General features: G+C 64.2%; 19 protein-coding genes. 6 read left to right on the top strand and 13 right to left on the bottom strand.

All coding sequences use genetic code 11. From position 1 onward, the window contains the following. Positions 1-6: 6 nt before the first annotated feature. The gene (locus ACTIFF_RS10260) at positions 7-483 is read right to left on the bottom strand and encodes a cyclic nucleotide-binding domain-containing protein (RefSeq protein ID WP_439536740.1); all 477 of its coding nucleotides are present in this window, start codon (positions 481-483) and stop codon (positions 7-9) included. A 134-nt stretch (positions 484-617) separates the two neighbouring features. Between ACTIFF_RS10260 and ACTIFF_RS10255 the strand changes: the two genes are divergently transcribed. Then, on the top strand, positions 618-2,243 hold the full coding sequence (locus tag ACTIFF_RS10255) for a hypothetical protein (protein WP_439536739.1): 1,626 nt from the start codon (positions 618-620) through the stop codon (positions 2,241-2,243). A gap of 115 nt (positions 2,244-2,358) precedes the next feature. Here the strand turns inward: ACTIFF_RS10255 and zapE are convergent, their stop codons facing one another. The 11 genes from zapE to ACTIFF_RS10200 all read right to left on the bottom strand — a co-directional run bounded on the left by zapE (position 2,359) and on the right by ACTIFF_RS10200 (position 14,967). Next, entirely contained in the window at positions 2,359-3,510 is a 1,152-nt protein-coding gene (gene zapE / locus ACTIFF_RS10250; RefSeq protein WP_439536738.1) for a cell division protein ZapE, read from the bottom strand. A 9-nt stretch (positions 3,511-3,519) separates the two neighbouring features. Further along, positions 3,520-4,956, bottom strand: a complete 1,437-nt coding sequence (lpdA, locus tag ACTIFF_RS10245; protein WP_439536737.1) for a dihydrolipoyl dehydrogenase — start codon at positions 4,954-4,956, stop codon at positions 3,520-3,522. Between the two features lie 94 nt (positions 4,957-5,050). Beyond that, positions 5,051-6,319, bottom strand: a complete 1,269-nt coding sequence (gene odhB / locus ACTIFF_RS10240; protein ID WP_439536736.1) for a 2-oxoglutarate dehydrogenase complex dihydrolipoyllysine-residue succinyltransferase — start codon at positions 6,317-6,319, stop codon at positions 5,051-5,053. Between the two features lie 28 nt (positions 6,320-6,347). Continuing rightward, positions 6,348-9,167: a 2-oxoglutarate dehydrogenase E1 component gene (locus ACTIFF_RS10235; protein WP_439536735.1), complete on the bottom strand. Its 2,820-nt coding sequence runs from the start codon at positions 9,165-9,167 to the stop codon at positions 6,348-6,350. A 189-nt stretch (positions 9,168-9,356) separates the two neighbouring features. Further along, complete coding sequence (gltA, locus tag ACTIFF_RS10230; protein WP_069037592.1) at positions 9,357-10,637, bottom strand: citrate synthase; 1,281 nt, start codon at positions 10,635-10,637, stop codon at positions 9,357-9,359. A gap of 51 nt (positions 10,638-10,688) precedes the next feature. Further along, on the bottom strand, positions 10,689-10,943 hold the full coding sequence (locus ACTIFF_RS10225) for a succinate dehydrogenase assembly factor 2 (protein WP_439536734.1): 255 nt from the start codon (positions 10,941-10,943) through the stop codon (positions 10,689-10,691). Positions 10,944-10,945: 2 nt separating this feature from the next. Next, positions 10,946-11,656: a succinate dehydrogenase iron-sulfur subunit gene (locus ACTIFF_RS10220; protein WP_439536733.1), complete on the bottom strand. Its 711-nt coding sequence runs from the start codon at positions 11,654-11,656 to the stop codon at positions 10,946-10,948. A 10-nt stretch (positions 11,657-11,666) separates the two neighbouring features. Then, positions 11,667-13,454, bottom strand: a complete 1,788-nt coding sequence (sdhA, locus tag ACTIFF_RS10215) for a succinate dehydrogenase flavoprotein subunit (RefSeq protein ID WP_439536732.1) — start codon at positions 13,452-13,454, stop codon at positions 11,667-11,669. Beyond that, positions 13,455-13,802 (bottom strand): succinate dehydrogenase, hydrophobic membrane anchor protein, encoded by a 348-nt coding sequence (gene sdhD, locus ACTIFF_RS10210; RefSeq protein WP_257096550.1) that lies wholly within the window; start codon positions 13,800-13,802, stop codon positions 13,455-13,457. It abuts the gene before it with no gap. Beyond that, the gene (gene sdhC / locus ACTIFF_RS10205) at positions 13,796-14,182 is read right to left on the bottom strand and encodes a succinate dehydrogenase, cytochrome b556 subunit (RefSeq protein WP_439536731.1); all 387 of its coding nucleotides are present in this window, start codon (positions 14,180-14,182) and stop codon (positions 13,796-13,798) included. Before sdhC ends, sdhD begins: the two co-directional genes overlap by 7 nt. A 56-nt stretch (positions 14,183-14,238) precedes the next feature. Continuing rightward, entirely contained in the window at positions 14,239-14,967 is a 729-nt protein-coding gene (locus tag ACTIFF_RS10200; RefSeq protein WP_439536730.1) for a GntR family transcriptional regulator, read from the bottom strand. A 221-nt stretch (positions 14,968-15,188) separates the two neighbouring features. Here ACTIFF_RS10200 and ACTIFF_RS10195 point away from each other — a divergent pair, with 221 nt between their 5' ends. The 5 genes from ACTIFF_RS10195 (at position 15,189) to ACTIFF_RS10175 (ending at position 20,340) form a co-directional block, all read left to right on the top strand. Beyond that, positions 15,189-16,181 carry a malate dehydrogenase gene (locus ACTIFF_RS10195; protein WP_069037599.1) on the top strand — a complete coding sequence of 331 codons (993 nt, stop codon included), beginning with the start codon at positions 15,189-15,191 and terminating at the stop codon, positions 16,179-16,181. A gap of 69 nt (positions 16,182-16,250) precedes the next feature. Beyond that, positions 16,251-17,246, top strand: coding sequence for an HpcH/HpaI aldolase/citrate lyase family protein (locus tag ACTIFF_RS10190; protein WP_439536729.1), 996 nt, complete (start codon positions 16,251-16,253; stop codon positions 17,244-17,246). Between the two features lie 6 nt (positions 17,247-17,252). Further along, positions 17,253-18,146 (top strand): FHA domain-containing protein, encoded by an 894-nt coding sequence (locus tag ACTIFF_RS10185; RefSeq protein ID WP_439536728.1) that lies wholly within the window; start codon positions 17,253-17,255, stop codon positions 18,144-18,146. Positions 18,147-18,356: 210 nt separating this feature from the next. Beyond that, positions 18,357-18,836, top strand: a complete 480-nt coding sequence (locus ACTIFF_RS10180) for a hypothetical protein (RefSeq protein WP_439536727.1) — start codon at positions 18,357-18,359, stop codon at positions 18,834-18,836. A 319-nt stretch (positions 18,837-19,155) separates the two neighbouring features. After that, positions 19,156-20,340 carry a trans-sulfuration enzyme family protein gene (locus tag ACTIFF_RS10175; protein ID WP_439536726.1) on the top strand — a complete coding sequence of 395 codons (1,185 nt, stop codon included), beginning with the start codon at positions 19,156-19,158 and terminating at the stop codon, positions 20,338-20,340. A 35-nt stretch (positions 20,341-20,375) separates the two neighbouring features. Here the strand turns inward: ACTIFF_RS10175 and ACTIFF_RS10170 are convergent, their stop codons facing one another. Next, positions 20,376-21,926, bottom strand: coding sequence for a deoxyribodipyrimidine photo-lyase/cryptochrome family protein (locus ACTIFF_RS10170; RefSeq protein ID WP_439536725.1), 1,551 nt, complete (start codon positions 21,924-21,926; stop codon positions 20,376-20,378).

Here is a 21,926-nt window from a genome sequence, read left to right as displayed (position 1 = left end):
CGGGACTCACAGATGACCGTCCTGCCGCTGCCCCGCGTTGGCCTGACGCAGCCGACCACCGAGGTGGCGCGCCAGCGACAGTGCGATCTTCGACGCGATCTTCGGATGGGTTTCCAGCAGGTTCATGAAGTCGGCGCGAAAGAACACGACCAGCACGCAGTCGGCCGTGGCACGGGCCTGCGCTGCGCGCGGCGCCTGATCGAGCAGCGCCAGTTCGCCGAACACCTCACCGGCGGCCAGCACGGCCAGACGCTGCTGACGCCCGCCGTCATGGCGCAGGATTTCGACCTCGCCCGACACGATGGCGTAGATGGCCTCGCCCTCGTCGCCTTCGTCGAACACCACCTCGCCGGCGAGGTAGTTGCGCTCGTGGCGCAGTGCCTGCACCACCGGCAGTTCGCGCCGGCTCAAGGTCGAAAACAGCTTGATCTGGCGCAGCGGATGCGGCGCTTCGTGTGCATCATGGCGGCCAAACAAGCGCACGTCGGACTCCGTCGGGTGGGGCGTGGATATCAACGCCGCAGCATACCGAGTTTTGTGCGCGCAAAAGTACGCCGGGCGCGGAATTCCCCCTATCCTTGCCGGTCACAGGCACGGCCATAACAATCATTACGGACATGACATCCCGACTGCTGCACTGGATAGACCTGAACATCCTGTCGCTCGGGCGCGACATGCGCCTCTCCTACCTGCCGCCGCTGATGGTCTACATGGCAGCCGGCATCCAGGGCCTGACCGGCATCGTCGGCACCTTCTTCGTCAAGGACTACCTCGGCCTGTCGGCGGAGTTTCTCGCCGCACTGGGTTTCTGGGTCGGCATTCCATGGGCGCTGAAGATTCCGATGGGCCATCTGGTCGATCTGGTGTGGCGCTACAAGAGCCTGCTGATCTACCTCGGCGCCAGCATCATCGCCGCCAGCCTGTTGATCATGGCCAGCCTGATCGCCGAACGCGATGCGATGGCGGCCATCCTGCCGATCAATACCTGGTTCGTGCTGAGCGCGCTGTTGAGCCCGATCGGCTACGTGCTGCAGGACGCGGTGGCCGACGCGATGACGGTCGAGGCGGTGCCGCACGTCGAGGAAGACGGCACGCCGGTCACGCCCGAACGCCTCAAGCTGATGCACACCACGATGCAGACGCTCGGCCGGGTCGCCATCATCGGCGGCAGCGTGCTGGTGGCGCTGGTGAACCTGTATCTGTTCTCCGGCACCGAGGCGCTGCCGGAAGCGGAAAAGGTGCTGCTGTACCGCGACATCTATCTGATGGCGCTGGTCATTCCGGCGGTGTCGGTGGCCGGTGTCGCCTTCGCGGCGCTGCTCAAGATGCGCCACATCCGGGCGCACATGGCGCGCGGTCTGTCGCGCGCAGAAGCGGCCGCGCTGCTGCGCGAGGCGGACGGAAATACCCGGCCCAACTGGTGGATCATCGGCGGCAGCGCAGCCTTCGTCGCGTTCACGCTGACGATGGGGCTGTCGGACCTGAAGTGGAACCAGGAAATCATCTTCGTCGGATCCTTCACCATCATCGCCTTCCTGATGGCAAAACTGACCCGGGAACTGGATGCAACGGCACGCAACACGCTGATCGGCACCGCACTGGTCATCTTCATGTTCCGCGCGACGCCGGGCACCGGACCCGGCGTGTCCTGGTGGTCAATCGACGTGCTGGGCTTCGACCAGGCCTTCTTTTCGGTGCTGTCGCTGATCGCCAGTGCGCTCACGCTGATCGGCATGTTCCTGTTCCGCCGCTTCATGGCGGAGCGGTCCATCCTGTACGTCGTCGGATTCCTCACGGCAGCCAGCTTCGTGCTGTCGCTGCCCACGCTGGGCATGAGCATGGGCCTGCATGAATGGACGGCGAGCGTGACCGGCGGCGTCGTGGACGCACGCTTCATCGCGGTGATCGACACCGCGCTCGAATCGCCGCTGGGACAGATATCGATGATTCCGATGCTGGCCTGGATCGCCAATTCGGCACCGGCCCACCTGAAGGCGACCTTCTTCGCGGTGATGGCGTCGTTCACCAATCTGGCGCTGTCGGCCAGCCAGCTCGGCACCAAGTATCTGAATCAGATCTTCACGCTGGCGCGCGAAGTGAAGGACCCGGCAACCGGTGCCGTGGTGACCGCCGCCAACTACAGCGACCTCACATCACTTCTGCTGACCGTGGTCGCCATCGCCGTGCTGATGCCCGTCAGCGCCATCCTGATCGCCCGCGCCCTGCACCTGCGCAGCGCGTAACGGATTCGGGCGACACCACGACCGGTCCTCGGCGCACCGCGTCGCGACGCGCCTTCATCGGCGCTGACTGTGGGAGCCTGCTGTGGGAGCGGCCCCACAGCTGCTGCAATACGGGTCAAAGGCCGGCGGGTCCGGCGGCCGGCGCTCCGCCGGAAAAATCCACCCGGTGCGGCGACGCGAGGTATTCACGCGTGCGCATTTCGATCAGGCGACTGACCGTGCGGGTGAATTCGTTGGCATTCGGGCCATCCGTGTAGAGCAGGTGCGCTTCGACTTCGGCCGACAGGATGAGCTTGACCCGGAAGTCATACAGCACATCGACCAACCAGGTGAAACGCCGCGCCTCGTTCGCCTTTTCGCGACTCATCTTCGGTACGTCGGACAGGACGACGGAGTGGAAGCGCCGCGCCAGTTCAAGGTAATCGTTCTGCGAGCGCGGGCCGCCGCAGATTTCCTGGAAGTCGAACCACACCGCACCCAGCGAGCAGGCATGGGTCTTCAGCGTGCGGCCGAGGATGTCCAGCGTGCCGTCCGATGAGGGCTCGCCGCACAGCTCGCGGAAGTCCTCTTCAAGCCGACGGTCGGCGTCTGCGCCGTTGGGCACCATGTAGATGTCCATGCGTTCGAGCGAGCGCAGCCGGTAATCGATGCCGGCATCGAGTTCGAACACTTCGAGTTTCTTCTTCAGCAGCTCGATGGTGGGCAGGAAGTTCTGCCGCTGCAGACCGTTCGGGTACAGACCGTCGGGCGGATAGTTGGACGTGGCGACCAGCACCACGCCACGCTCGAACAGCGCCTCGACCAGCCGGCCGAGCATCATCGCGTCGGCGATGTCGGACACGTGGAATTCGTCGAAACACAGCAAGCGGGCGGACTGCGCCAGATCTTCGGCCACCCGGGCCAGCGGATCGGCTTCCGACTTGTGCTGCTTGAGCGCCGCGTGCACCTGCTGCATGAAGGCGTGGAAATGGACGCGACGCTTGCGGCGGTAGGGCACGGCGTCGAAGAAGCAATCCATCAGGAAGCTCTTGCCGCGTCCGACGCCGCCCCAGAAATAGACGCCACGCGGCGGTTGCGCGCGCGACAGCAGCTTGCGCAGCTGGGTACGGCGCGCCGCCTTGAAGCCGAGCAGTTCGGTGTAAAGCTGCTGCAGCCTGTCGGCGGCGGCGCGCTGCGACGCGTCAGCCTGGTAGCCGTGCGTTTTGAGTGCCGCCTCGAAGGCGTCCATCATGCCCCGTTCGGGCACCTGGAGGATTTCGTGCGGCATCGCCCGGTGTCAGAAGTGCAAAGGTCGCTTGTCGCAGGCCAGTGCAGCTTCGTGCATGACCTCCGACAGCGTGGGGTGGGCGTGGCAGATGCGTGCGATGTCTTCCGAGCAGGCGCCGAATTCCATCGCCACGACCGCTTCGGCAATCAGCTCCGAGGCATTGTTGCCGATCACGTGCACGCCGAGGATGCGATCGGTTTCGGCGCAGGCGTACATGCGCACGAAGCCGGTGGTGTCACCCTGCCCCAGCGCGCGACCATTCGCAGCGAACGGAATCTGGCCCGCCTTGAATTCGATGCCGGCCGCCTTGAGCTGTGCCTCGGTCTTGCCGACCCAGGCGATTTCCGGGTGGGTGTAGATGACCCAGGGCACGGTGTCGTGATTGACGTGCCCCTTCTGGCCGGCGATGCATTCAGCCACCATGACGCCTTCTTCCATGCCCTTGTGTGCCAGCATCGGGCCCGGGACGACGTCACCGACCGCCCACACGTTGGCGAGATTGGTCCGGCACTGTTCATCGACCTCGATGAAACCGCGTTCGCTCACCTTCAGGCCGACCGCTTCGGCGTTGAGGCCATCGGTATTCGGGATGCGGCCGACCGACACGATCAGGCGGTCGCATTCGAGCACCTTCTGCTCGTCCTTCAGTTCGTACTCGACGCGCACGCCATCGGCCGTGCGTTCGACCTTGCCGATCTTCACGCCGAGCTTGATGCCGAGCTTCTGCTTGGCGGTGAAGGTCTTCCAGGCTTCCTTGGTGATGGCCGCATCGGCTGCCGAAAGGAAGTCCGGTGCGGCTTCGAGGATGGTCACCTCGGCGCCGAGCCGCTTCCATACGCTGCCCAGTTCGAGACCGATGACGCCGGCACCGATGACGCCCAGACGCTTCGGCGCACCGTCGAACGCCAGCGCGCCCTCGTTGTCGCAGATCACCTCGTTGTCGACCGGAATGTCCGGCAGATGGCGGGCACGCGAACCAGTCGCCACGACGACGTGCTTCGCCATCACGTGTTCGGTCTCACCGTTGCGCGTCACGGCGATCTTCCATTTTTCATCCTCACGGCCGGCGAAACTGCCCAGACCGCTCAGCAGCGTCACCTTGTTCTTCTTGAACAGGCCGCGGATGCCGCTGGTCAGTTGATCGACGATGTTGTTCTTGCGCTTCATCATCACGCCGACGTCCATGCGCGGCGAATCAACGGTAATGCCGTGCATCACGAAGGAATGGTTCGCCTGCTCGAACAGCTCCGACGACTGCAGCAGCGCCTTGGACGGAATGCAGCCCACGTTCAGGCAGGTGCCGCCGAGACGCACTTCGCCCTTCGGATCGGCATAACTGTTGTACTCGATGCAGGCGGCATTCAGGCCGAGCTGGGCGGCACGAATCGCTGCGACATATCCGCCGGGACCGGCACCGATCACGACGACATCAAATTCTCTGGACATCTGGATTTGCTCCGCAAATCAGATTCAAGTTTCAAGACGCAAGTCGCAAGGAACGACATCCTCGCATCTTGCATCTTGAATCTTGCATCTTTGGTTATACGTCAAACAACAGGCGGGCCGGATCTTCCAGCGCTTCCTTCATCGTCACCAGACCGAGCACCGCCTCGCGACCGTCGATGATGCGGTGGTCGTAGGACATGGCGAGATAGTTGATCGGACGGATCACCACCTGGCCGTTTTCGGCGACCGGCCGGTCCTTGGTCGCATGCACGCCCAGAATGGCCGACTGCGGCGGGTTGATGATGGGCGTCGACAGCATCGAGCCGAATACGCCGCCGTTCGAGATCGAGAACGTGCCGCCGGTCAGCTCTTCCATCGACAGCTTGCCGTCCTTCGCCTTCTGGCCGAATTCGGCGATCTTCATTTCGATGTCGGCGAAGCTCATCTGGTCGGCGTCGCGCAGGATGGGCACAACCAGACCACGCGGGCTGCCGACGGCGATGCCGATGTCGAAGAAGCCGTGATAGACGATGTCGTTGCCGTCGATCGAGGCGTTCAGCAGCGGGAACTTGCGCAGCGCCTGCAGCGCCGCCTTCACGAAGAACGACATGAAGCCCAGCTTGACGCCGTGCGTCTTCTCGAACTTCTCGGCGTACTTCTTGCGCAGGTCCATGACCGGCTGCATGTTCACTTCGTTGAACGTGGTCAGGATGGCGTTCTGCGCCTGCGACTGCAGCAGACGCTCGGCGACGCGGGCGCGCAGGCGCGACATCGGCACGCGCTGCTGCGGCCGGTCGGCCAGCAGCTCTTCGAGCCGGACCGGCACCGGCGGCTGCGGCAGTGCCGCTGCAGTCGGGGCCGGCGCGGCAGCGGCACGCGGCGCGGCGGGCGGCGCGGCCGGTGCGGGTGCTGCGGCACCGACGGCATCCGGCTTGGTGATGCGACCACCGCGACCGGTGCCCTGCACATCACCACCTGCCAGACCGCGTTCGTCCATGATCTTGCGTGCGGCCGGGCTCGCCGGCGCCGACGAGGACGCACTGGCTGTTGCCACCGCAGCGGCGGCGGGCGCCGCGGCAGGTGCTGCCGGTGCAGCCGCCGCCGGTACCGCCGCGGCTGCCTTGCCTTCGGTGTCGATCTGCGCGATCAGCTCGCCGCTGGTGACCAGGGCACCGTTCTGCTTGATGATGGCAACCAGCACGCCGGCGTCCGGCGCGGGGGTTTCCAGCACCACCTTGTCGGTTTCGATGTCGATCAGGTTTTCGTCACGGGCGACCGCTTCGCCCACCTGTTTGTGCCAGCTGACCAATGTGGCTTCGGCCACCGATTCGGACAGCTGCGGAACCTTCACTTCGATAAGCATTTGATTCTGTCTCCCTGTCGGGGGCGTCTTAGCGCCCCACTCCTGCGAACGCTGCTTCGATGACCGCCTTCTGCTGAGCCTGGTGCTTGGCGGCATAGCCGACCGCAGGCGAGGCTGCCGCAGGCCGTGATACCAGTTCCAGCTTCATGTCGCCCACTGCCTTGCCCAGGTGCTGACGCGAAATGAGCCAGTACCACATGCCCTGGTTGCGCGGCTCTTCCTGTACCCAGGTGATGCCCTTCGCCTTCGGATAACGGGCCACCTGCGCGGTCACTTCCGCTGACGGGAAGGGATAGGGCTGTTCAAGACGTACGATGGCGACGTTCTTGATGTCGTTCGCACGCCGGTGCGCCAGCAGTTCGTAGTAGATCTTGCCGCTGCACATGATGATGCGTTCGACCTTCTTGTCGTCCAGCGCATCGACTTCCGGAATGACCGGCTGGAAGCGGCCGTTGGCCAGTTCGTCGAGCGACGAGACGGCGTCCTTGTGACGCAGCAGCGATTTCGGCGTGATGATGACCAGCGGCTTGCGTACCTTGCGCAGCATCTGGCGGCGCAGCAGGTGGAAAATCTGCGCCGGCGTGCTCGGAATCGTCACCTGCCAGTTGTTCTCGGCCGACAGCTGCATGTAGCGCTCGATGCGCGCCGACGAATGCTCGGGGCCCTGACCTTCGAAGCCGTGCGGCAGCATCATCGCAAGACCGCACAGGCGACCCCACTTCGCTTCGCCCGACGCGATGAACTGGTCGAACACGACCTGCGCGCCGTTGGCGAAATCGCCGAACTGCGCTTCCCACACGACCAGTTCGTTCGGTTCGGTCGTGGCGTAGCCGTAGTCGAACGCCAGCACGGCTTCTTCCGACAGCACCGAGTCGATCACCACGCAGGGCGCCTGATCTTCCTGCAGGTGCTGCAGCGGCATGTAGTTGCCGCTGTCCCATTTCTCGCGCCTCTGGTCGTGCAGCACGGCATGGCGGTGGAAGAAGGTGCCGCGACCGACGTCTTCGCCGGACACGCGAACGCCGTATCCTTCGACCAGCAGCGTCGCATAGGCGAGGTTCTCACCCATGCCCCAGTCGACCGGCAGGTTGCCCTGCGCCATGGCGGCGCGGTCGTCGATGATCTTCTGCACCCGCGAATGCAATGCGAAACCGTCCGGTACCGTCGTCAGGCGCTTTCCCAGGCGCGCCAGTTCGTCCTTCGGAACGCGCGTGTCGCACTCGTCGGTGTAGGGCTGCTTCAGGAACGGCGTCCAGTCGACCGCAAAGCGGCGCTGGTGATTGGTCAGCACCGGGTCCTGCGCCAGCCGGCCTTCGTCGAGCGCAGCACGGTAGTCGGCAATCATCTGCTCCGGCTCCTGCTCGCCGATGACCGCCTGCGAAATGAGCCGGTCGGCGTAGATCTTGCGCGTACCCGGGTGCGCCGCGATCTTCTTGTACATCAGCGGCTGGGTCACCATCGGCTCGTCCTGCTCGTTGTGGCCGAGCTTGCGGTAGCAGATGATGTCGATCACCACGTCCTTCTTGAATTCGGCGCGGAATTCCATCGCCATGCGCGTCACGTAGGCCACCGCCTCCGGGTCGTCGCCATTGACGTGGAAGATCGGCGCTTCGACCATCTTGAAGATGTCGGTGCAGTACAGCGACGAACGGTAGTCACGCGGATCGGAGGTGGTGAAGCCGATCTGGTTGTTCACGATGATGTGCACCGTGCCGCCCACGCCATAGCCGCGCGTCTGCGAGAAGTTCAGCATTTCCTGATTGACGCCCTGGCCGGCCACGGCCGCGTCGCCGTGCAGGATGACCGGAATGACCTGGGTGCCGCTCTTGTCGCCACGGCGGCGCTGGCGCGCGTACACCGAACCGACCACCACCGGATTGACGATTTCCAGGTGCGACGGGTTGAACGCCAGCGTCAGGTGCACCGGGCCGGACGGCGTATTCACGTCGGACGAAAAACCCATGTGGTACTTGACGTCGCCGGCCGACAGGTCGGATGCCGCCTTGCCCTCGAATTCCGAGAACAGCATCGACGGCGCCTTGCCCAGCGTATTAACCAGCACGTTCAGCCGGCCGCGATGCGCCATGCCGATGACGATTTCCTGGGCGCCCTGCGTGGCTGCGACACGCACCAGTTCGTCCATGGCGACGATGGTCGATTCGCCGCCTTCGAGCGAGAAGCGCTTCTGGCCGACATACTTGGTATGCAGATAGCGCTCCATCGTTTCGGCCGCCGTCACGCGTTCCAGGAAGCGCTTGCGGTCTTCGACCGAGTAGCCGTAATTGCCGCGCATCGGCTCCAGCCGCGCCTGGATCCAGCGCTTGTGCGCGATGTCGGTCATGTACATGTATTCGGCGCCGACGCTGCCGCAATACACCTGACGCACCGCTTCGAGGATTTCGCGCAGGCTGGCGCGGTCATCCGGCGGGAAGCGGAAGGAACCGGTGCTGAACACGTCGCCCAGATCGGCTTCGGTGAAGCCGTAGTGCGACGGCTCCAGTTCGGAAATGTCGGGCCGTTCGGCGCGCTTGAGCGGATCGAGCTGCGCCCAGCGATTGCCGAGGAAGCGGTAGGCGTTGATCATCTGCAGCACGCCGACCTGACGCTTGTCGTCGGCGGCCGGGCCGGCCGAACGGGTCGGACCGCGCTTGGCCAGTTCGGCAAACGACGCGACGACCGGCGCATGGGCCACATCGGCAGCAGCGCCAGGCAGATGTTGCAGGGATTCGAAGTAGCTGCGCCAGGCATCCGGTACGGAACCCGGATTGGCGAGATAGGACTCGTACAGTTCCTCGACAAAGGGCGCATTGCCCCCGAAGAGGTAGGAATGACTCAACATCTGCATCATGACTCGCTCCCCCGCCCGGGGTTGCCCGGGCTTGTTATGGCGATGCCCACGCGGTCGGATGCCGGCGCACCTGTCGTGCTCCGGACCCTCGCGTCTCGTGGGCGTCGAGAAGGCCTCCTGCATGCGGTTGTTCGTATTCACCCTGCGGTCTCCGCATGACCGCAGGGTGTGTTGCACAAACTGCTCCGATCAGGGCTTGATGTCGCGTCGTGCCGGGCCGACGTAGAGCTGGCGCGGACGACCGATCTTGTATTCCGGATCGGTGATCATTTCGTTCCACTGCGTGATCCAGCCGACCGTACGGGCCAGCGCGAAAATGCAGGTGAACATCGAGGTCGGAATGCCGAGCGCCTTCTGCACGATGCCCGAGTAGAAGTCGACGTTCGGGTACAGCTTCTTCTCGATGAAGTACTCGTCCTCCAGCGCGATGCGTTCCAGTTCCATCGCCAGCTTGAACAGGCGGTCGTTCTGCAGGCCCAGTTCGGTCAGCACTTCGTGGCAGGTCTGGCGCATCAGCTTGGCGCGCGGATCGAAATTCTTGTAGACGCGGTGACCGAAGCCCATCAGCTTGAAGCTGTCGTTCTTGTCCTTGGCGCGTGCAATGAATTCGGGCACGCGCGATACGTCGCCGATCTCTTCCAGCATCTGCAGGCAGGCTTCGTTCGCACCGCCATGCGCCGGTCCCCACAGGCAGGCGATGCCGGCAGCGATCACTGCATACGGGTTGGCGCCCGACGAGCCGGCCAGACGCACGGTCGAGGTCGAGGCGTTCTGCTCGTGGTCTGCGTGCAGCGTGAAGATGCGGTCCAGCGCCTTGACCAGCACTGGATTCGGCTTGTACTCCTCGCACGGCGTGCCGAACATCATGTACATGAAGTTGCCGGCGTAGCACAGGTCGTTGCGCGGGTACATGAAAGGCTGGCCGACCGAATACTTGTAAGCCATCGCCGCGATCGTCGGCATCTTGGCGATCAGGCGGTTGATCGAAATGTCGCGATGCGCCTGATCGGAAATGTCCATGCCGTCATGGTAGAAGGCGGACAGTGCGCCGACCACACCGGCCATGATGGCCATCGGGTGCGCGTCACGGCGGAAGCCGGCGTAGAAACGGGCCAGCTGTTCGTGCAGCAGCGTGTGGCGCTTGATCTGACTGACGTACTCGGCCTTTTCTTCGACGTTGGGCAGTTCGCTGTTCTTCAGCAGATAACACACGTCGAGGAAGTCGCAGTGCTCGGCCAACTGTTCGATCGGGTAGCCGCGATACCACAGCTCGCCCTTGTCGCCGTCGATGTAGGTGATGGTCGACTTGCAGCTTGCGGTGGAGAGGTAACCGGTGTCGTACGTGAACATGCCGGTCTTGGCATACATCGAACGGATATCCACCACATCAGCGCCAGCGACGCCGCTCATGATCGGGAACTCGGTGGTCTGACCTTCGATGGTCAGCGTAGCAGTGCGTTGATTTGTCATGTCTAACCTCTTCACTTCCTCAAAATGGCCCGGATCGACTCCGTTGCGCGCTCACGCTGCACGCAACAGGTCAACCATCCCCTTCAGACGCGTCTCCTCGCACTGCTCGCGTCCGCTGACAATCGCCAACAAGGTGATGTCGTCGTAATGGAGCAGTTCGAACAACTCTGCCCTCTGTTCTGTAGTCAAGCTTTCAAGATGATGCTCGATGAAGCGCTGCAGGATCAGGTCGAGCTCCAGCAAACCGCGTCGGCAATGCCACAGCAGCCGACCGGGGCTGACCTGCTGATCGTTCGCGCTGTCCATGCTCAGACGGCCCGGCGGACCATCATGTCCTTGATCTTGCCGATGGCGCGCGTCGGGTTCAAACCCTTCGGACATACATCGACGCAGTTCATGATGGTATGGCAACGGAACAGTCGGTAAGGATCTTCCAGGTTGTCGAGCCGCTCGCTGGTTGCCTGATCGCGCGTGTCGGCGATGAAGCGATAGGCGGCGAGCAGACCGGCCGGGCCGACGAATTTGTCCGGATTCCACCAGAAGGACGGGCAGGCTGTCGAGCAGCACGCGCACAGGATGCACTCGTACAGGCCGTTCAGTTCCTCGCGATCTTCCGGCGACTGCAGGCGCTCGCGCTCGGGCGGGTGCTCCGGGTTGATCAGGTAGGGCTTGATCGAGTGGTACTGCTTGAAGAACTGGGTCATGTCGACGATCAGGTCGCGCACGACCGGCAGGCCCGGCAACGGGCGCAGCACGATCGGCGTGGCGATCGAATCCATGTCGGTCAGACAGGCCAGACCGTTCTTGCCGTTGATGTTCATGGCGTCCGAACCGCACACGCCTTCGCGGCACGAGCGGCGGAACGACAGCGTGTCATCCACATCCTTGAGTTTGGTCAGCGCATCGAGCAGCTTGCGTTCGGTGCCGTCGAGCTCGAGCGAGATCGACTGCATGTAGGGCTTCTCGTCGCGGTCCGGATCGTAGCGGTAGATACTGAATTCGACAGTACGGGCGGTCATGCTGTGATCCTCAGTAAGCGCGCTTCTTCAGCGCGATGGTGTCAACGGTCAGCGGTGTCATGTTCACCGGCTTGTAGTCGAGCTTGTTGCCCTCGCGGTACCACAGCGTGTGCTTGAGCCAGTTGGCGTCGTCGCGGCCGTCCGGAAACTCCGGGCTGTCGATCGCGTCGTCGCGCACGTGGGCACCGCGCGATTCGGTACGCGCATTGGCCGACACCATGGTCGCCTTGGCGACCTCGATCAGATTGTCCAGCTCAAGTGCTTCAAGGCGCGCGGTATTGAACACCTTGGACTTGTCCTTGATTTCGGTGTTGGCCACCTGCCGCTCGATCTCGGTGATCTTGCTGACACCCTCTTCCAGCATGTGCTTGAAGCGGAACACACCACAGTGGGCCTGCATCGTGCGCTGCATCGCCAGCCGGGTCGCGCCGACGGCGGTGCCGCCGGTTTGCGTTTCGAGCCGGTTCAGGCGCGACAGCGAATAGTCGGCCGCGTTGGCCGGCAGCGGCTTGTGGGCCACCGGCTGCGCCTTGATGTACTCGACCATCGACTCACCGGACGACTTTCCGAACACCAGCAGATCGAGCAGCGAATTCGTGCCCAGTCGGTTGGCACCATGCACCGATGCGCAGGCGCACTCGCCGGCAGCGTAGAAGCCGGGTACCGGCTCGCTCGGATTGCCATTCTTCGGAACCACGACTTCACCGTGGTAGTTGGTCGGAATGCCGCCCATCTGGTAGTGACAGGTCGGCACCACCGGCAGCGGCTCCTTGATCGCGTCGACGCCGGCAAACTGGATGCCGATTTCGCGGATGCCAGGCAGGCGCTTCATGATCGTGGCCGGATCGAGGTGGGTGATGTCCAGCATCACGTGATCCTTGTTCGGACCACAGCCGCGACCTTCGTTGATTTCGGTGACCATGGCGCGCGAAACGACGTCACGCGATGCCAGATCCTTGGCGTTCGGCGCGTAACGCTCCATGAAGCGCTCGCCGTCGGCATTGCGCAGGATGCCGCCTTCGCCGCGCACGCCTTCGGTGATCAGCACGCCCGCACCGGCCACGCCGGTCGGGTGGAACTGCCAGAATTCCATGTCTTCCAGCGGAATGCCGGCGCGCGCCGCCATGCCCACGCCGTCACCGGTGTTGATGAAGGCATTGGTCGAACTGTAGTAGATGCGGCCGGCACCGCCCGTGGCGAACAGCACCGCCTTGGCGTGAAAGATATAGACCTCACCGGATTCCATTTCCATCGCGGTCACGCCAACCACGTCACCCGCTTCGTCGCGGATCAGGTCAAGCGCCATCCATTCGATGAAGAACTGGGTGTTAGCCTTGACGTTGCGCTGATACATCGCATGCAGCATCGCGTGACCGGTGCGGTCGGCGGCCGCACAGGAGCGGCGCACCGGCTTTTCGCCGAAGTTCGACATGTGACCGCCGAACGGACGCTGATAGATCTTGCCGCTGTCGGTCCGGTCGAACGGCATGCCGTAGTGTTCCAGTTCGATGACGACTTCGTTGGCCTTGCGGCACATGAACTCGATTGCGTCCTGGTCGCCGAGCCAGTCGGACCCCTTGATCGTGTCATACATGTGCCAGTGCCAGTGATCCTCTTCAGAATTGCCGAGGGATGCTGCCACGCCGCCCTGCGCCGCCACCGTATGGGAACGGGTCGGAAACACTTTTGACAGAACAGCCGTGCGCAGACCGGCTTCCGACAACTGGATCGCGGCGCGCAGACCGGCGCCGCCGGCGCCAACGATCACTGCGTCAAACTTGCGAATGGGTGTGCTCACTTACAGTCTCCACAAAACTTGCGCTGCCCAGCCCAGATAGCCGATCAGCAACAGCAGGGTCACCGCATGCAGCACGAGGCGCACGCTGGTGGGCTTGATGTAGTCCATGTAGATGTCGCGCACGCCGACCCAGGCGTGATACATCAGTGACGCGAAGAACAGGAAGGTCGCGAAACGCATGAACCCACCCGCGAACAGACCACGCCAGTTGTCGTAGTTCAATTCGCCCATGAAAAGCACGCCAACGGCGAATATCAATGTGTAAACCGCCATCACGACCGCAGTGATGCGCTGGCCCAGCCAGTCCTTCAGCCCGTAATGGGCACCGACAACAACCCGAGTCACCACAGTTTCACCCCCAGAATCACCGTAAGCGTCAAGCTCACCACCAGCACTGCAACAGAACTTTTGCGCGCGGCAGCCAGATCCAGTCCCTGGTGCATGTCTAGCATCAGGAAGCGGATGCCGGCGCAGAAATGGTGCAGGTAGGCCCACATCAGGCCCAGAAGAAGGAGTTTGGCCAGCGGGTGACTCACCACCGTGCTGAAGGTATCGAAGGTTTCCGGCGAACCGAGGCTGGCGGCGAACAGCCACAGCAGAAGCGGCAGACAGAGGAACAGCCCGGCACCGCTGACCCGGTGCAGGATGGACACGATGCCCGGGATCGGCAGCCGTATTGCGGTCAGCTGCAGGTGTTTCGGTCGGGTCTTGCTGGCTGTATTGGCCATCTGGCTCGCTCTCCTAGAATGATCGTGTGGCAGGAAACGGGATTGCGCCGGGTCTGCTAACTCAGTGTGTTCAGGTAATAGTGGTCGGCGGTGGAGCACAGGCCGCGCCGCCATTCGACCGGTTCGTCATCGTAGGTATAGGCCACGCGCTCGACCGACAGCAGCGGCGTGTTTTCCTGAACCTCGAGGTATTCGGCGCTCTGGCGGTCCGCCGGCACGGCGCGCAGGCGTTCCTCGGCGCGCACCATACGCACGCCGAAGCGCGTTTCGAAAAAGGAGTACAGGGAGCCCTGGTGTTCCTTGAGCACATCGAGGTTGAGCCCGGGAAACAGGTCACCGCGCAGATAGATTTCGTCTATGACGACCGGCTTGCCGGCGAACTTGAGCAATCGACGCACGATGATGATCTGCGACCCCACCTCGACATTCAGCGTCCGGGCCACTTCCTGACCCGCACGGGCGCGCCAGCATTCGAGCGGTACGCTCTGCGACGTTTCGATGCCGCCGTTGATCGGGGCAAGACGGAGAAAACGGAAGAAGGCACGTGGATCGTGATGCGTCGCAACAAAGGTGCCCTTCCCCTGTTTGCGGACCAGCAGATTGTCGGCCGCCATCTCGTCGATGGCCTTGCGCACCGTGCCCTGACTCACGCTGAAGCGCTGCGCCAGTTCGGTTTCGCTCGGTATCGACTCACCCGGACGCCATTCGCCGCTCTGCAGCGCCTGCGTCAGCAGCACACGTATCTGGCGATACAGCGGACTGAACGTTGGGGATTCCTGTGCCATGCAACAATTTCAGCACAGAAATCCCATCACGTCTACAAGGTGTCTCATGTCTTATATATGATATAAATCGAACCCGCGCTGACAGGCGCCCGGAAACCGGCCTCGTCCGGCTCCGGGGCGACTGTTTTGTGCTGTGTGTCAAAACACTGCAGGTCGGCCATAATCCGGCCGCGCACAACGCACTTTTACGCACCCGTCCCATCCTCATCCAGGAGACTCACATGTCAAAGACGCCCCTCCGCGTCGCGGTGACCGGCGCCGCCGGTCAAATCGGTTATGCCCTGCTGTTCCGTATTGCCAGCGGCGAAATGCTGGGCAAGGACCAGCCGGTCATCCTTCAACTGCTCGACCTGCCGCAGGCCCAGAAGGCGCTGACCGGTGTGATGATGGAACTGGACGACTGCGCGTTTCCGCTGCTCGCCGGCATGGTCGCCACCGATGACCCGAACGTCGCGTTCAAGGACGCCGACTTCGCCCTGCTCGTGGGCGCACGTCCGCGTGGCCCCGGCATGGAACGCAAGGACCTGCTGACCGAGAACGCCAAGATCTTCACCGTGCAAGGTGCCGCGATCGGCGCGCATGCCGCCCCGACCTGCAAGATCCTGGTGGTCGGCAATCCCTGCAACACCAACGCCTACATCGCGCTGAAGACCGCTGCCAAGGCGGGTGGCCGCGTGCCGGCGAAGAATTTCACCGCCATGCTGCGCCTTGACCACAACCGTGCGCTGTCGCAGCTGGCAACCAAGCTGAACCGTCCGGTGGCGTCGTTCAGGAAGATGGCCGTGTGGGGCAACCACAGCCCGACGATGTATGCCGACTACCGCTTCGCCACTTCGAACGGCGACAGCGTGGCCCAGCTGGTGAACGACCAGGAGTGGAACGCCAAGACCTTCCTGCCGACCGTCGGCAAGCGCGGCGCCGCCATCATCGAGGCGCGCGGCCTGTCGTCGGCCGCCTCGGCCGCCAATGCGGCCATCGACCACATGCGCAACTGGCATCTGGGTTCGGACGGTGACTGGGTGACCATGGGTGTGCCGTCGGATGGTTCGTACGGCATTCCGGAAGGCCTGATCTTCGGCTTCCCGTGCATCTGCGCCAACGGCGAGTACAGCATCGTCAAGGGCCTGGAAATCGACGAGTTCTCGAAGCCCTATGTGGCCAAGACGCTGGCCGAACTGGAAGAGGAGCGCGCCGGCGTCGCCGACCTGCTCTGATCCGTCAGGCTTGAAACAGAAGAAGCGGCCCGGTAACGTGGCCGCTTTTTTGTTGCCCGGACATCCCGCATGACTCCAGCCGCGCCGATTCATCCACGCGACGTCCTCTATCAGGGCGAGCGGGCCTTCCCCATCCTCCCGGCCGTCGATCACTACGCCGGTTCGGAAAAGCTGATGCGCAAGGCGCTCGCGCTGCAGGGCGAACGGGGCCCGGTGTTCGACCTCACCTGCGACTGCGAAGACGGTGCCGCGGCCGGCAACGAGGATGCACATCGCCTGCTGTGTGCGTCCATCATCAATGACGCCGACAACCTGTACGGGCGGATCGGCGTGCGCATCCACGACGTCACGCATGCGCAGTGGAAAGCCGACATGGATGTGCTGGTCGGCGAAGCCGGCGACCGCCTTGCTTTCATCACGCTGGCCAAGGCGCGCTCCGCCGACGACGTACGCACCCAGCTCGACTGGCTGCGCACCTGCGAAACGCGGGCCGGCGTGAAGCGCGCCATTCCGGTGCATGTGCTGATCGAAAGCCACGGCGCGCTGCGCGAGGTGTGGGACATCGCGCGCCTCGACCGCGTCGAATCGCTCGATCTCGGACTGATGGATTTCGTCAGCGCCCATCACGGCGCGCTGCCGGGCGACGCGATGAAAAGCCCGAAGCAGTTCGAGCACCCGATCATCGTGCGTGCCAAGTGCGAAATCGCCGCTGCGGCGCATGGGTGCGGGGTGGTGCCGACGCACAACGTCACCACCGAGATCCGCGACATCGAGCACATCCGGCGCGACGCCGAACGGGCGCGCCACGATTTCGGCTTCATGCGTATGTGGAGCATCCATCCGAACCAGATAGAGCCTATCCTGAGCGCCATGCGACCGGATTTCAGCGAAGTCGAAGACGCCATCGACATCCTGTGCGCGGCGCAGGACGCGAGCTGGGGGCCGACGCGCCACCGCGACACGCTGCACGATCGCGCGTCCTACCGCTACTACTGGGAATTGCTGGCACGTGCCCACGCCACCGGCATGGCCCTGCCGGACGCGGTGCGACAACGTTTTTTCTGATCCCACATGCCGATCAGCCCGCCCCGTACCCGTGAATGCGCCGTGCTGTTTGCCGATCTGGTCGGCAGCACCCAGCTTTACGAGCGCATGGGCGACACGGCCGCGTTCGCACTGATCGACCGCTGCCTGCGCACCATGTGCGATTCGGTGATCGGCAGTTCGGGCACCGTCATCAAGATGACCGGCGACGGTCTGCTGGCGGTGTTCCGCGCCTGCGACCACGCAGCCGAAACCACGCTGGCCATCCACCGCGACATCGACGGACTGCCGCTGGCCAAGCACTTTTCACTCGGCGTGCGCACCGGCTTCCACTTCGGCCCGGTGGTCGAGTCGGGCAACGACATCTTTGGCGAGTCGGTGAACATCGCGGCGCGACTGTCGGAACTGGCCAGCCACGGACGCGCCATCGTGTCGACCGAAGCGGCGGTGCGGCTGAGCGAACACTGGCAGCCGAAGATCCGCCCGATGCCGCCGCGCGTCGTCAAGGGCGTCGCGCGCTCGGTCGAACTGTGCGAAATGCGCTGCGAACATTCCGACCACGTCACCCACATCGGCGGCCTGACGATGAGCAGCGGCCGCGTCGAAATGCGTGTCTATCACGGCGGCCGCGTCTGGTTGCTGGGCGATGAACACCCGCGGCTGCGCATGGGGCGCGACATCGATGTCGACATCGGCATCAAGGACGCGCGCGCGTCGCGCCAGCACTGCGACCTCGAATTCAGGCGCGACCGCTTCGTGCTGACCGACCGCTCGAGCAACGGCACCTTCGTCACCATCGAAGGCCGGCAGGAATTCGCGCTGACCCGCGAAGAAGTGGTCATCGACGGCCACGGCTGGCTGGCTTTCGGCTCGCCGCGCAGCGCGGCGAGCGATGTGGTCGAGTTCTTCTGCCTCGGCTGATCGCCGCTCCCGCGCCCCTCTTTCCGCCCCTTCACGCCTGTCCGCACCGGGTGCAGACCGTAGACTTTCAATCGTGAATTTTTGTCATCCGTCGATGACATTGCGATTCAACGTCTATAGTCCGCGCGCCCCGCAAGATTCAATTCGTTCTGCATATAACTAAAGTCGTATTTCACAACCGGCGGGGCATTTCATCATGAGGATTTCCCCTTGAAGACGTCCCTCCCCGCGCTGCTTCTGAGCACATTGCTGTTCGGTGGCTGCGCCACCATCACATCCAATGAAATGCAGTCCGTCACGCTCAACACGCTCTCCTCGAAAGGCGACAGGGTCGATCAGACCCGATGCACGCTGAAGAACGACAAGGGCAGCTGGACCGCCACGGCGCCCGGCAACGTCATGGTTCGCCGCTCGGCCGAAGACCTCAATGTGGAATGCAAGAAGGAAGGCATGAGCGACGGATTCCTGCGCGCGATCTCGCGTTCGGCCGGCGGCATGTGGGGCAACATCGTCCTCGGCGGTGGTATCGGCGCCATCATCGACCACAACAAGGGCACGGGGTACAACTACCCGAACGACCTTCCGGTGCGCATGGGTGAGTCGGTGACGGTTGATCGCCGCGATGAGAAGAATCCGAACGCGCAGGACACGACTGAATCGACAGCAACGAGTTCTTCTGCACGCTACTGACAAGACAACAAGGCCGATTACTTCGTCGACGTTCCACCCGTAAAGCAGGCGCTGAGCTCGATTTCCGGGATTGCCAATAGGTCGTCGATCGACACGGCCGCAGGCTAGCTTCACTACTTCTGGCGGAAAGTGAAGATGGACGTGCTGTACGCGCGCACCCGCCCGCACCTCGCCACCAAGGATGCGGGTCGCAAGGTCGTGCTCGAGTCGACACTGGCGAACGGCGTCGGCCCAGAGTGCCGATCCGGCGAAATCCCGGGGGCGACGCCCCCGGCGCTGGCAGCGTATTCTCGGGACATCACCCTTCAAGCCGCCAGCCATGACCCGCGACAAGAACGCACGCCTCGCCACCCGCGCGATTCACGGCCACACCGCCGATGATGCCTACGGCAGTCCCTACCCGCCGATCTACAACACCACCACCTTCGGTTTCGATTCGACGGCCGACCTGCTCGACGTGATCGACGGCCGCACGCGCGGCGGGCTGTACACGCGTTACGGGCTGAACCCGACGATCTACGCGCTCGAAGAGACGCTGGCCGGTCTCGAGTCGGCCGAGGCCGCGTGGGTGTTCTCTTCCGGCATGGCGGCGCTGAGCGCGCTGTTCCTGACGCACGGCCGCGCAGGCATCGTCTGCGTCGGTGACGCCTACGGCGGCACGCTGGAACTGCTGGAACAGCAGTTGCCCGGTCTCGGACTGCGCACGCACTGCATCCTCGGCAATGAGGGTGACAAGCTGGATGCCCTGCTCGCAGACGGCGTGAAGCTGGTGTTCTTCGAAACGCCGACCAATCCGACGCTGGATATCGTCGACATCCGCGCCATGGCTGCCAAGGCGCATGCGCACGGCGCGCTGGTCGCCATCGACAACACGTTCGCCTCGCCGGTGAACCAGCGTCCGCTGGAACTGGGCGCCGACCTGGTGATGCACAGCGCGACCAAATATCTGGGCGGTCACAGCGATCTCACCGCCGGCGTCCTGATGGGCAGCAAGGCGCTGCTCGAACCGGTGTGGGCGTGGCGCAAGAACCTCGGCACCGTGCCGTCACCGGAAACCGCCGCGCTGCTGTCGCGCAGCCTGCGCACGCTGGTCGTGCGCGTGCGTCAGCACAACGCCAATGCGCAGGCGGTGGCCGAGGCCATGGCGCGTCACCCGAAGATCGCGCGCGTGCACTACCCGGGCCTGCCGGATGCGCCGGGCCACAGACTGGCGAAGGCGCAGATGGACGGCTTCGGCGGCATGTTGAGCATCGTCGTGCGCGGCGACGGCAGCGAAGCCACCCGCGTCGCCGACCGCCTGCGCCTGATCAGGCTGGCGCCCAGCCTGGGCGGCGTCGAAAGCCTGGTCACCCAGCCCTGCACCACCACCCATCACGGCCTCGCACCGGAAGCGCGCGCCCGACGCGGCATTCCGGACGCGATGCTGCGGCTGTCCATCGGCATCGAAGACGCCGATGACCTGATCGCGGATCTGCAACAGGCGCTGGGCGACGCAGAGCGCTGATACGTGGGCGCGTGCAGGTGGGTGCGTGACCCGCCCTAGAACCCGAAGCCCATCTGCGCGCCGTCATCGGACTTCGCCTTGCGACGACGACGCACGCCTTCGCGATCGGGGTTGCGGCTGCCGTGCTGCACGAATACGCGGCGCGCTTCGGCACCGGCTTCCGGCAGTCGTCGAACCGCCCACACCGCATCGCGCGCCGCGCGGGCGGCAGCGAGGTGCTCGACCACCGGCGCCGGATAGTCGCGGCCGATCACACAACCCGCCCGCATCTGCTCACCCGGCGTCATGCGCCACGGTTCGGCCAGCGATTCGATCGGCACGCGCGCCAGTTCCGGCAGCCAGCGGCGAACGAAAATGCCTTTCGGGTCCTGATCGATCTGCTGCTTGACCGGGTTGTAGATGCGCAGGGTGTTGATGCCGGTCACGCCGGACTGCATCTGCACCTGCGGGTAATGGATGCCCGGCTCGTAGTCGGCGAACAGGCGCGCCAGATGCAATGCCGGCTCGCGCCAGTGGTTCCACAGCTGATAGGACGAAAACGCGATCAGCATGGCGCGCATGCGGAAATTGATCCAGCCAGTCGCATGGAGTGAGCGCATGCAGGCATCGATGAACGGGTAGCCGGTTTCGCCGCGGCACCACGCGGCGTGGCGGGCAGCAGAAAAGTCAGCCTCGCGCAGCCCTTCGTACAGGCGATTCACCGGGCGGAATTCGATGTCCGGCTCGGATTCCAGCTTCTGCATGAAGTGACAGTGCCAGTGCAGCCGGCTTTCGAACGACTTCAGCCCGGCCAGCGCCGCCGCACCCTGCGGAACGTGCGCACGGACCAGCCAGTCGGAACGCGCGCGCCACACCGCATGCACCACCTCGCGCAGCGACACGATGCCCAGTGCCAGATGCGGCGACAGGCGCGAGCAATCGTCGCCGGCCGACAGCGGGCTGGACATGCCGCGCCGGTAACGCAGCACGCGCTCATCCAGAAACTCATCGAGTTCGTTCAGCGCCCGCGCCCTGCCCGCGCGCTGACGGCCGTCGATGTCGCGCGACACCAGACCGACTGCCCCAGCGTCCGGCGGCGCCACGCTCATCATGCCGGCCAGCCTCGCCGGCGTGATGCGCGGCGGCGGGCCGGCCGGCGCCGGGCGCATGACCGACATCCAGTGCGCGGACCACTCGTCGCGATCGCGCAGGCGCCGGACCACCGCACCATTCGGAACCTCGCGCCACGGAACCCCCTGGGCACGGCACCACGCAGCCACCGCGCGATCCCTGGCAAAGCTCGACGCATTGCCAGTCTCTTCATGACTCCACAGGCCTTCGATGCGGTGGCGGCGATGCAGCGCATCGAACACCTCGGGCAGCGCGCCGCGCAGCCGCAGCAGGTTCAGGCCGATGCCCGCGAGCGCGGCGTCGAGGTCATCGAGTGCTTCGTTCAGGAAACCGAGGTGGCGGGCATCGGCATCGGGTGCGCCCAGCAGCGCGTCTTCGTAGACGTACAGGGCGAGCACCGCGCCGGCCAGCGCCGCCGCGCGCAGCGGTGCATGATCGGTGATGCGCAGGTCGCGCTTGAACCAGACGACCTGCAT

This window comes from Methyloversatilis sp. (assembly GCF_051861465.1).
Taxonomy (GTDB): domain Bacteria; phylum Pseudomonadota; class Gammaproteobacteria; order Burkholderiales; family Rhodocyclaceae; genus Methyloversatilis.
The sequence above is the reverse complement of the archived record's forward strand: the minus strand, read 5'-3'. Positions and strand labels throughout refer to the sequence as shown.

Coding starts and splice junctions, on each gene's coding strand:
- ACTIFF_RS10200 (WP_439536730.1), bottom strand. CDS start 14,967: ATGGCACAGGAATCCCCAACGTTCAGTCCGCTGTATCGCCAGATACGT.
- ACTIFF_RS10170 (WP_439536725.1), bottom strand. CDS start 21,926: ATGCAGGTCGTCTGGTTCAAGCGCGACCTGCGCATCACCGATCATGCA.
- ACTIFF_RS10220 (WP_439536733.1), bottom strand. CDS start 11,656: ATGACCGCCCGTACTGTCGAATTCAGTATCTACCGCTACGATCCGGAC.
- ACTIFF_RS10235 (WP_439536735.1), bottom strand. CDS start 9,167: ATGATGCAGATGTTGAGTCATTCCTACCTCTTCGGGGGCAATGCGCCC.
- gltA (WP_069037592.1), bottom strand. CDS start 10,637: ATGACAAATCAACGCACTGCTACGCTGACCATCGAAGGTCAGACCACC.
- ACTIFF_RS10195 (WP_069037599.1), top strand. CDS start 15,189: ATGTCAAAGACGCCCCTCCGCGTCGCGGTGACCGGCGCCGCCGGTCAA.
- ACTIFF_RS10225 (WP_439536734.1), bottom strand. CDS start 10,943: ATGGACAGCGCGAACGATCAGCAGGTCAGCCCCGGTCGGCTGCTGTGG.
- zapE (WP_439536738.1), bottom strand. CDS start 3,510: ATGCCGCACGAAATCCTCCAGGTGCCCGAACGGGGCATGATGGACGCC.
- sdhC (WP_439536731.1), bottom strand. CDS start 14,182: ATGGCCAATACAGCCAGCAAGACCCGACCGAAACACCTGCAGCTGACC.
- ACTIFF_RS10190 (WP_439536729.1), top strand. CDS start 16,251: ATGACTCCAGCCGCGCCGATTCATCCACGCGACGTCCTCTATCAGGGC.
- lpdA (WP_439536737.1), bottom strand. CDS start 4,956: ATGTCCAGAGAATTTGATGTCGTCGTGATCGGTGCCGGTCCCGGCGGA.
- ACTIFF_RS10255 (WP_439536739.1), top strand. CDS start 618: ATGACATCCCGACTGCTGCACTGGATAGACCTGAACATCCTGTCGCTC.
- odhB (WP_439536736.1), bottom strand. CDS start 6,319: ATGCTTATCGAAGTGAAGGTTCCGCAGCTGTCCGAATCGGTGGCCGAA.
- ACTIFF_RS10185 (WP_439536728.1), top strand. CDS start 17,253: ATGCCGATCAGCCCGCCCCGTACCCGTGAATGCGCCGTGCTGTTTGCC.
- ACTIFF_RS10175 (WP_439536726.1), top strand. CDS start 19,156: ATGACCCGCGACAAGAACGCACGCCTCGCCACCCGCGCGATTCACGGC.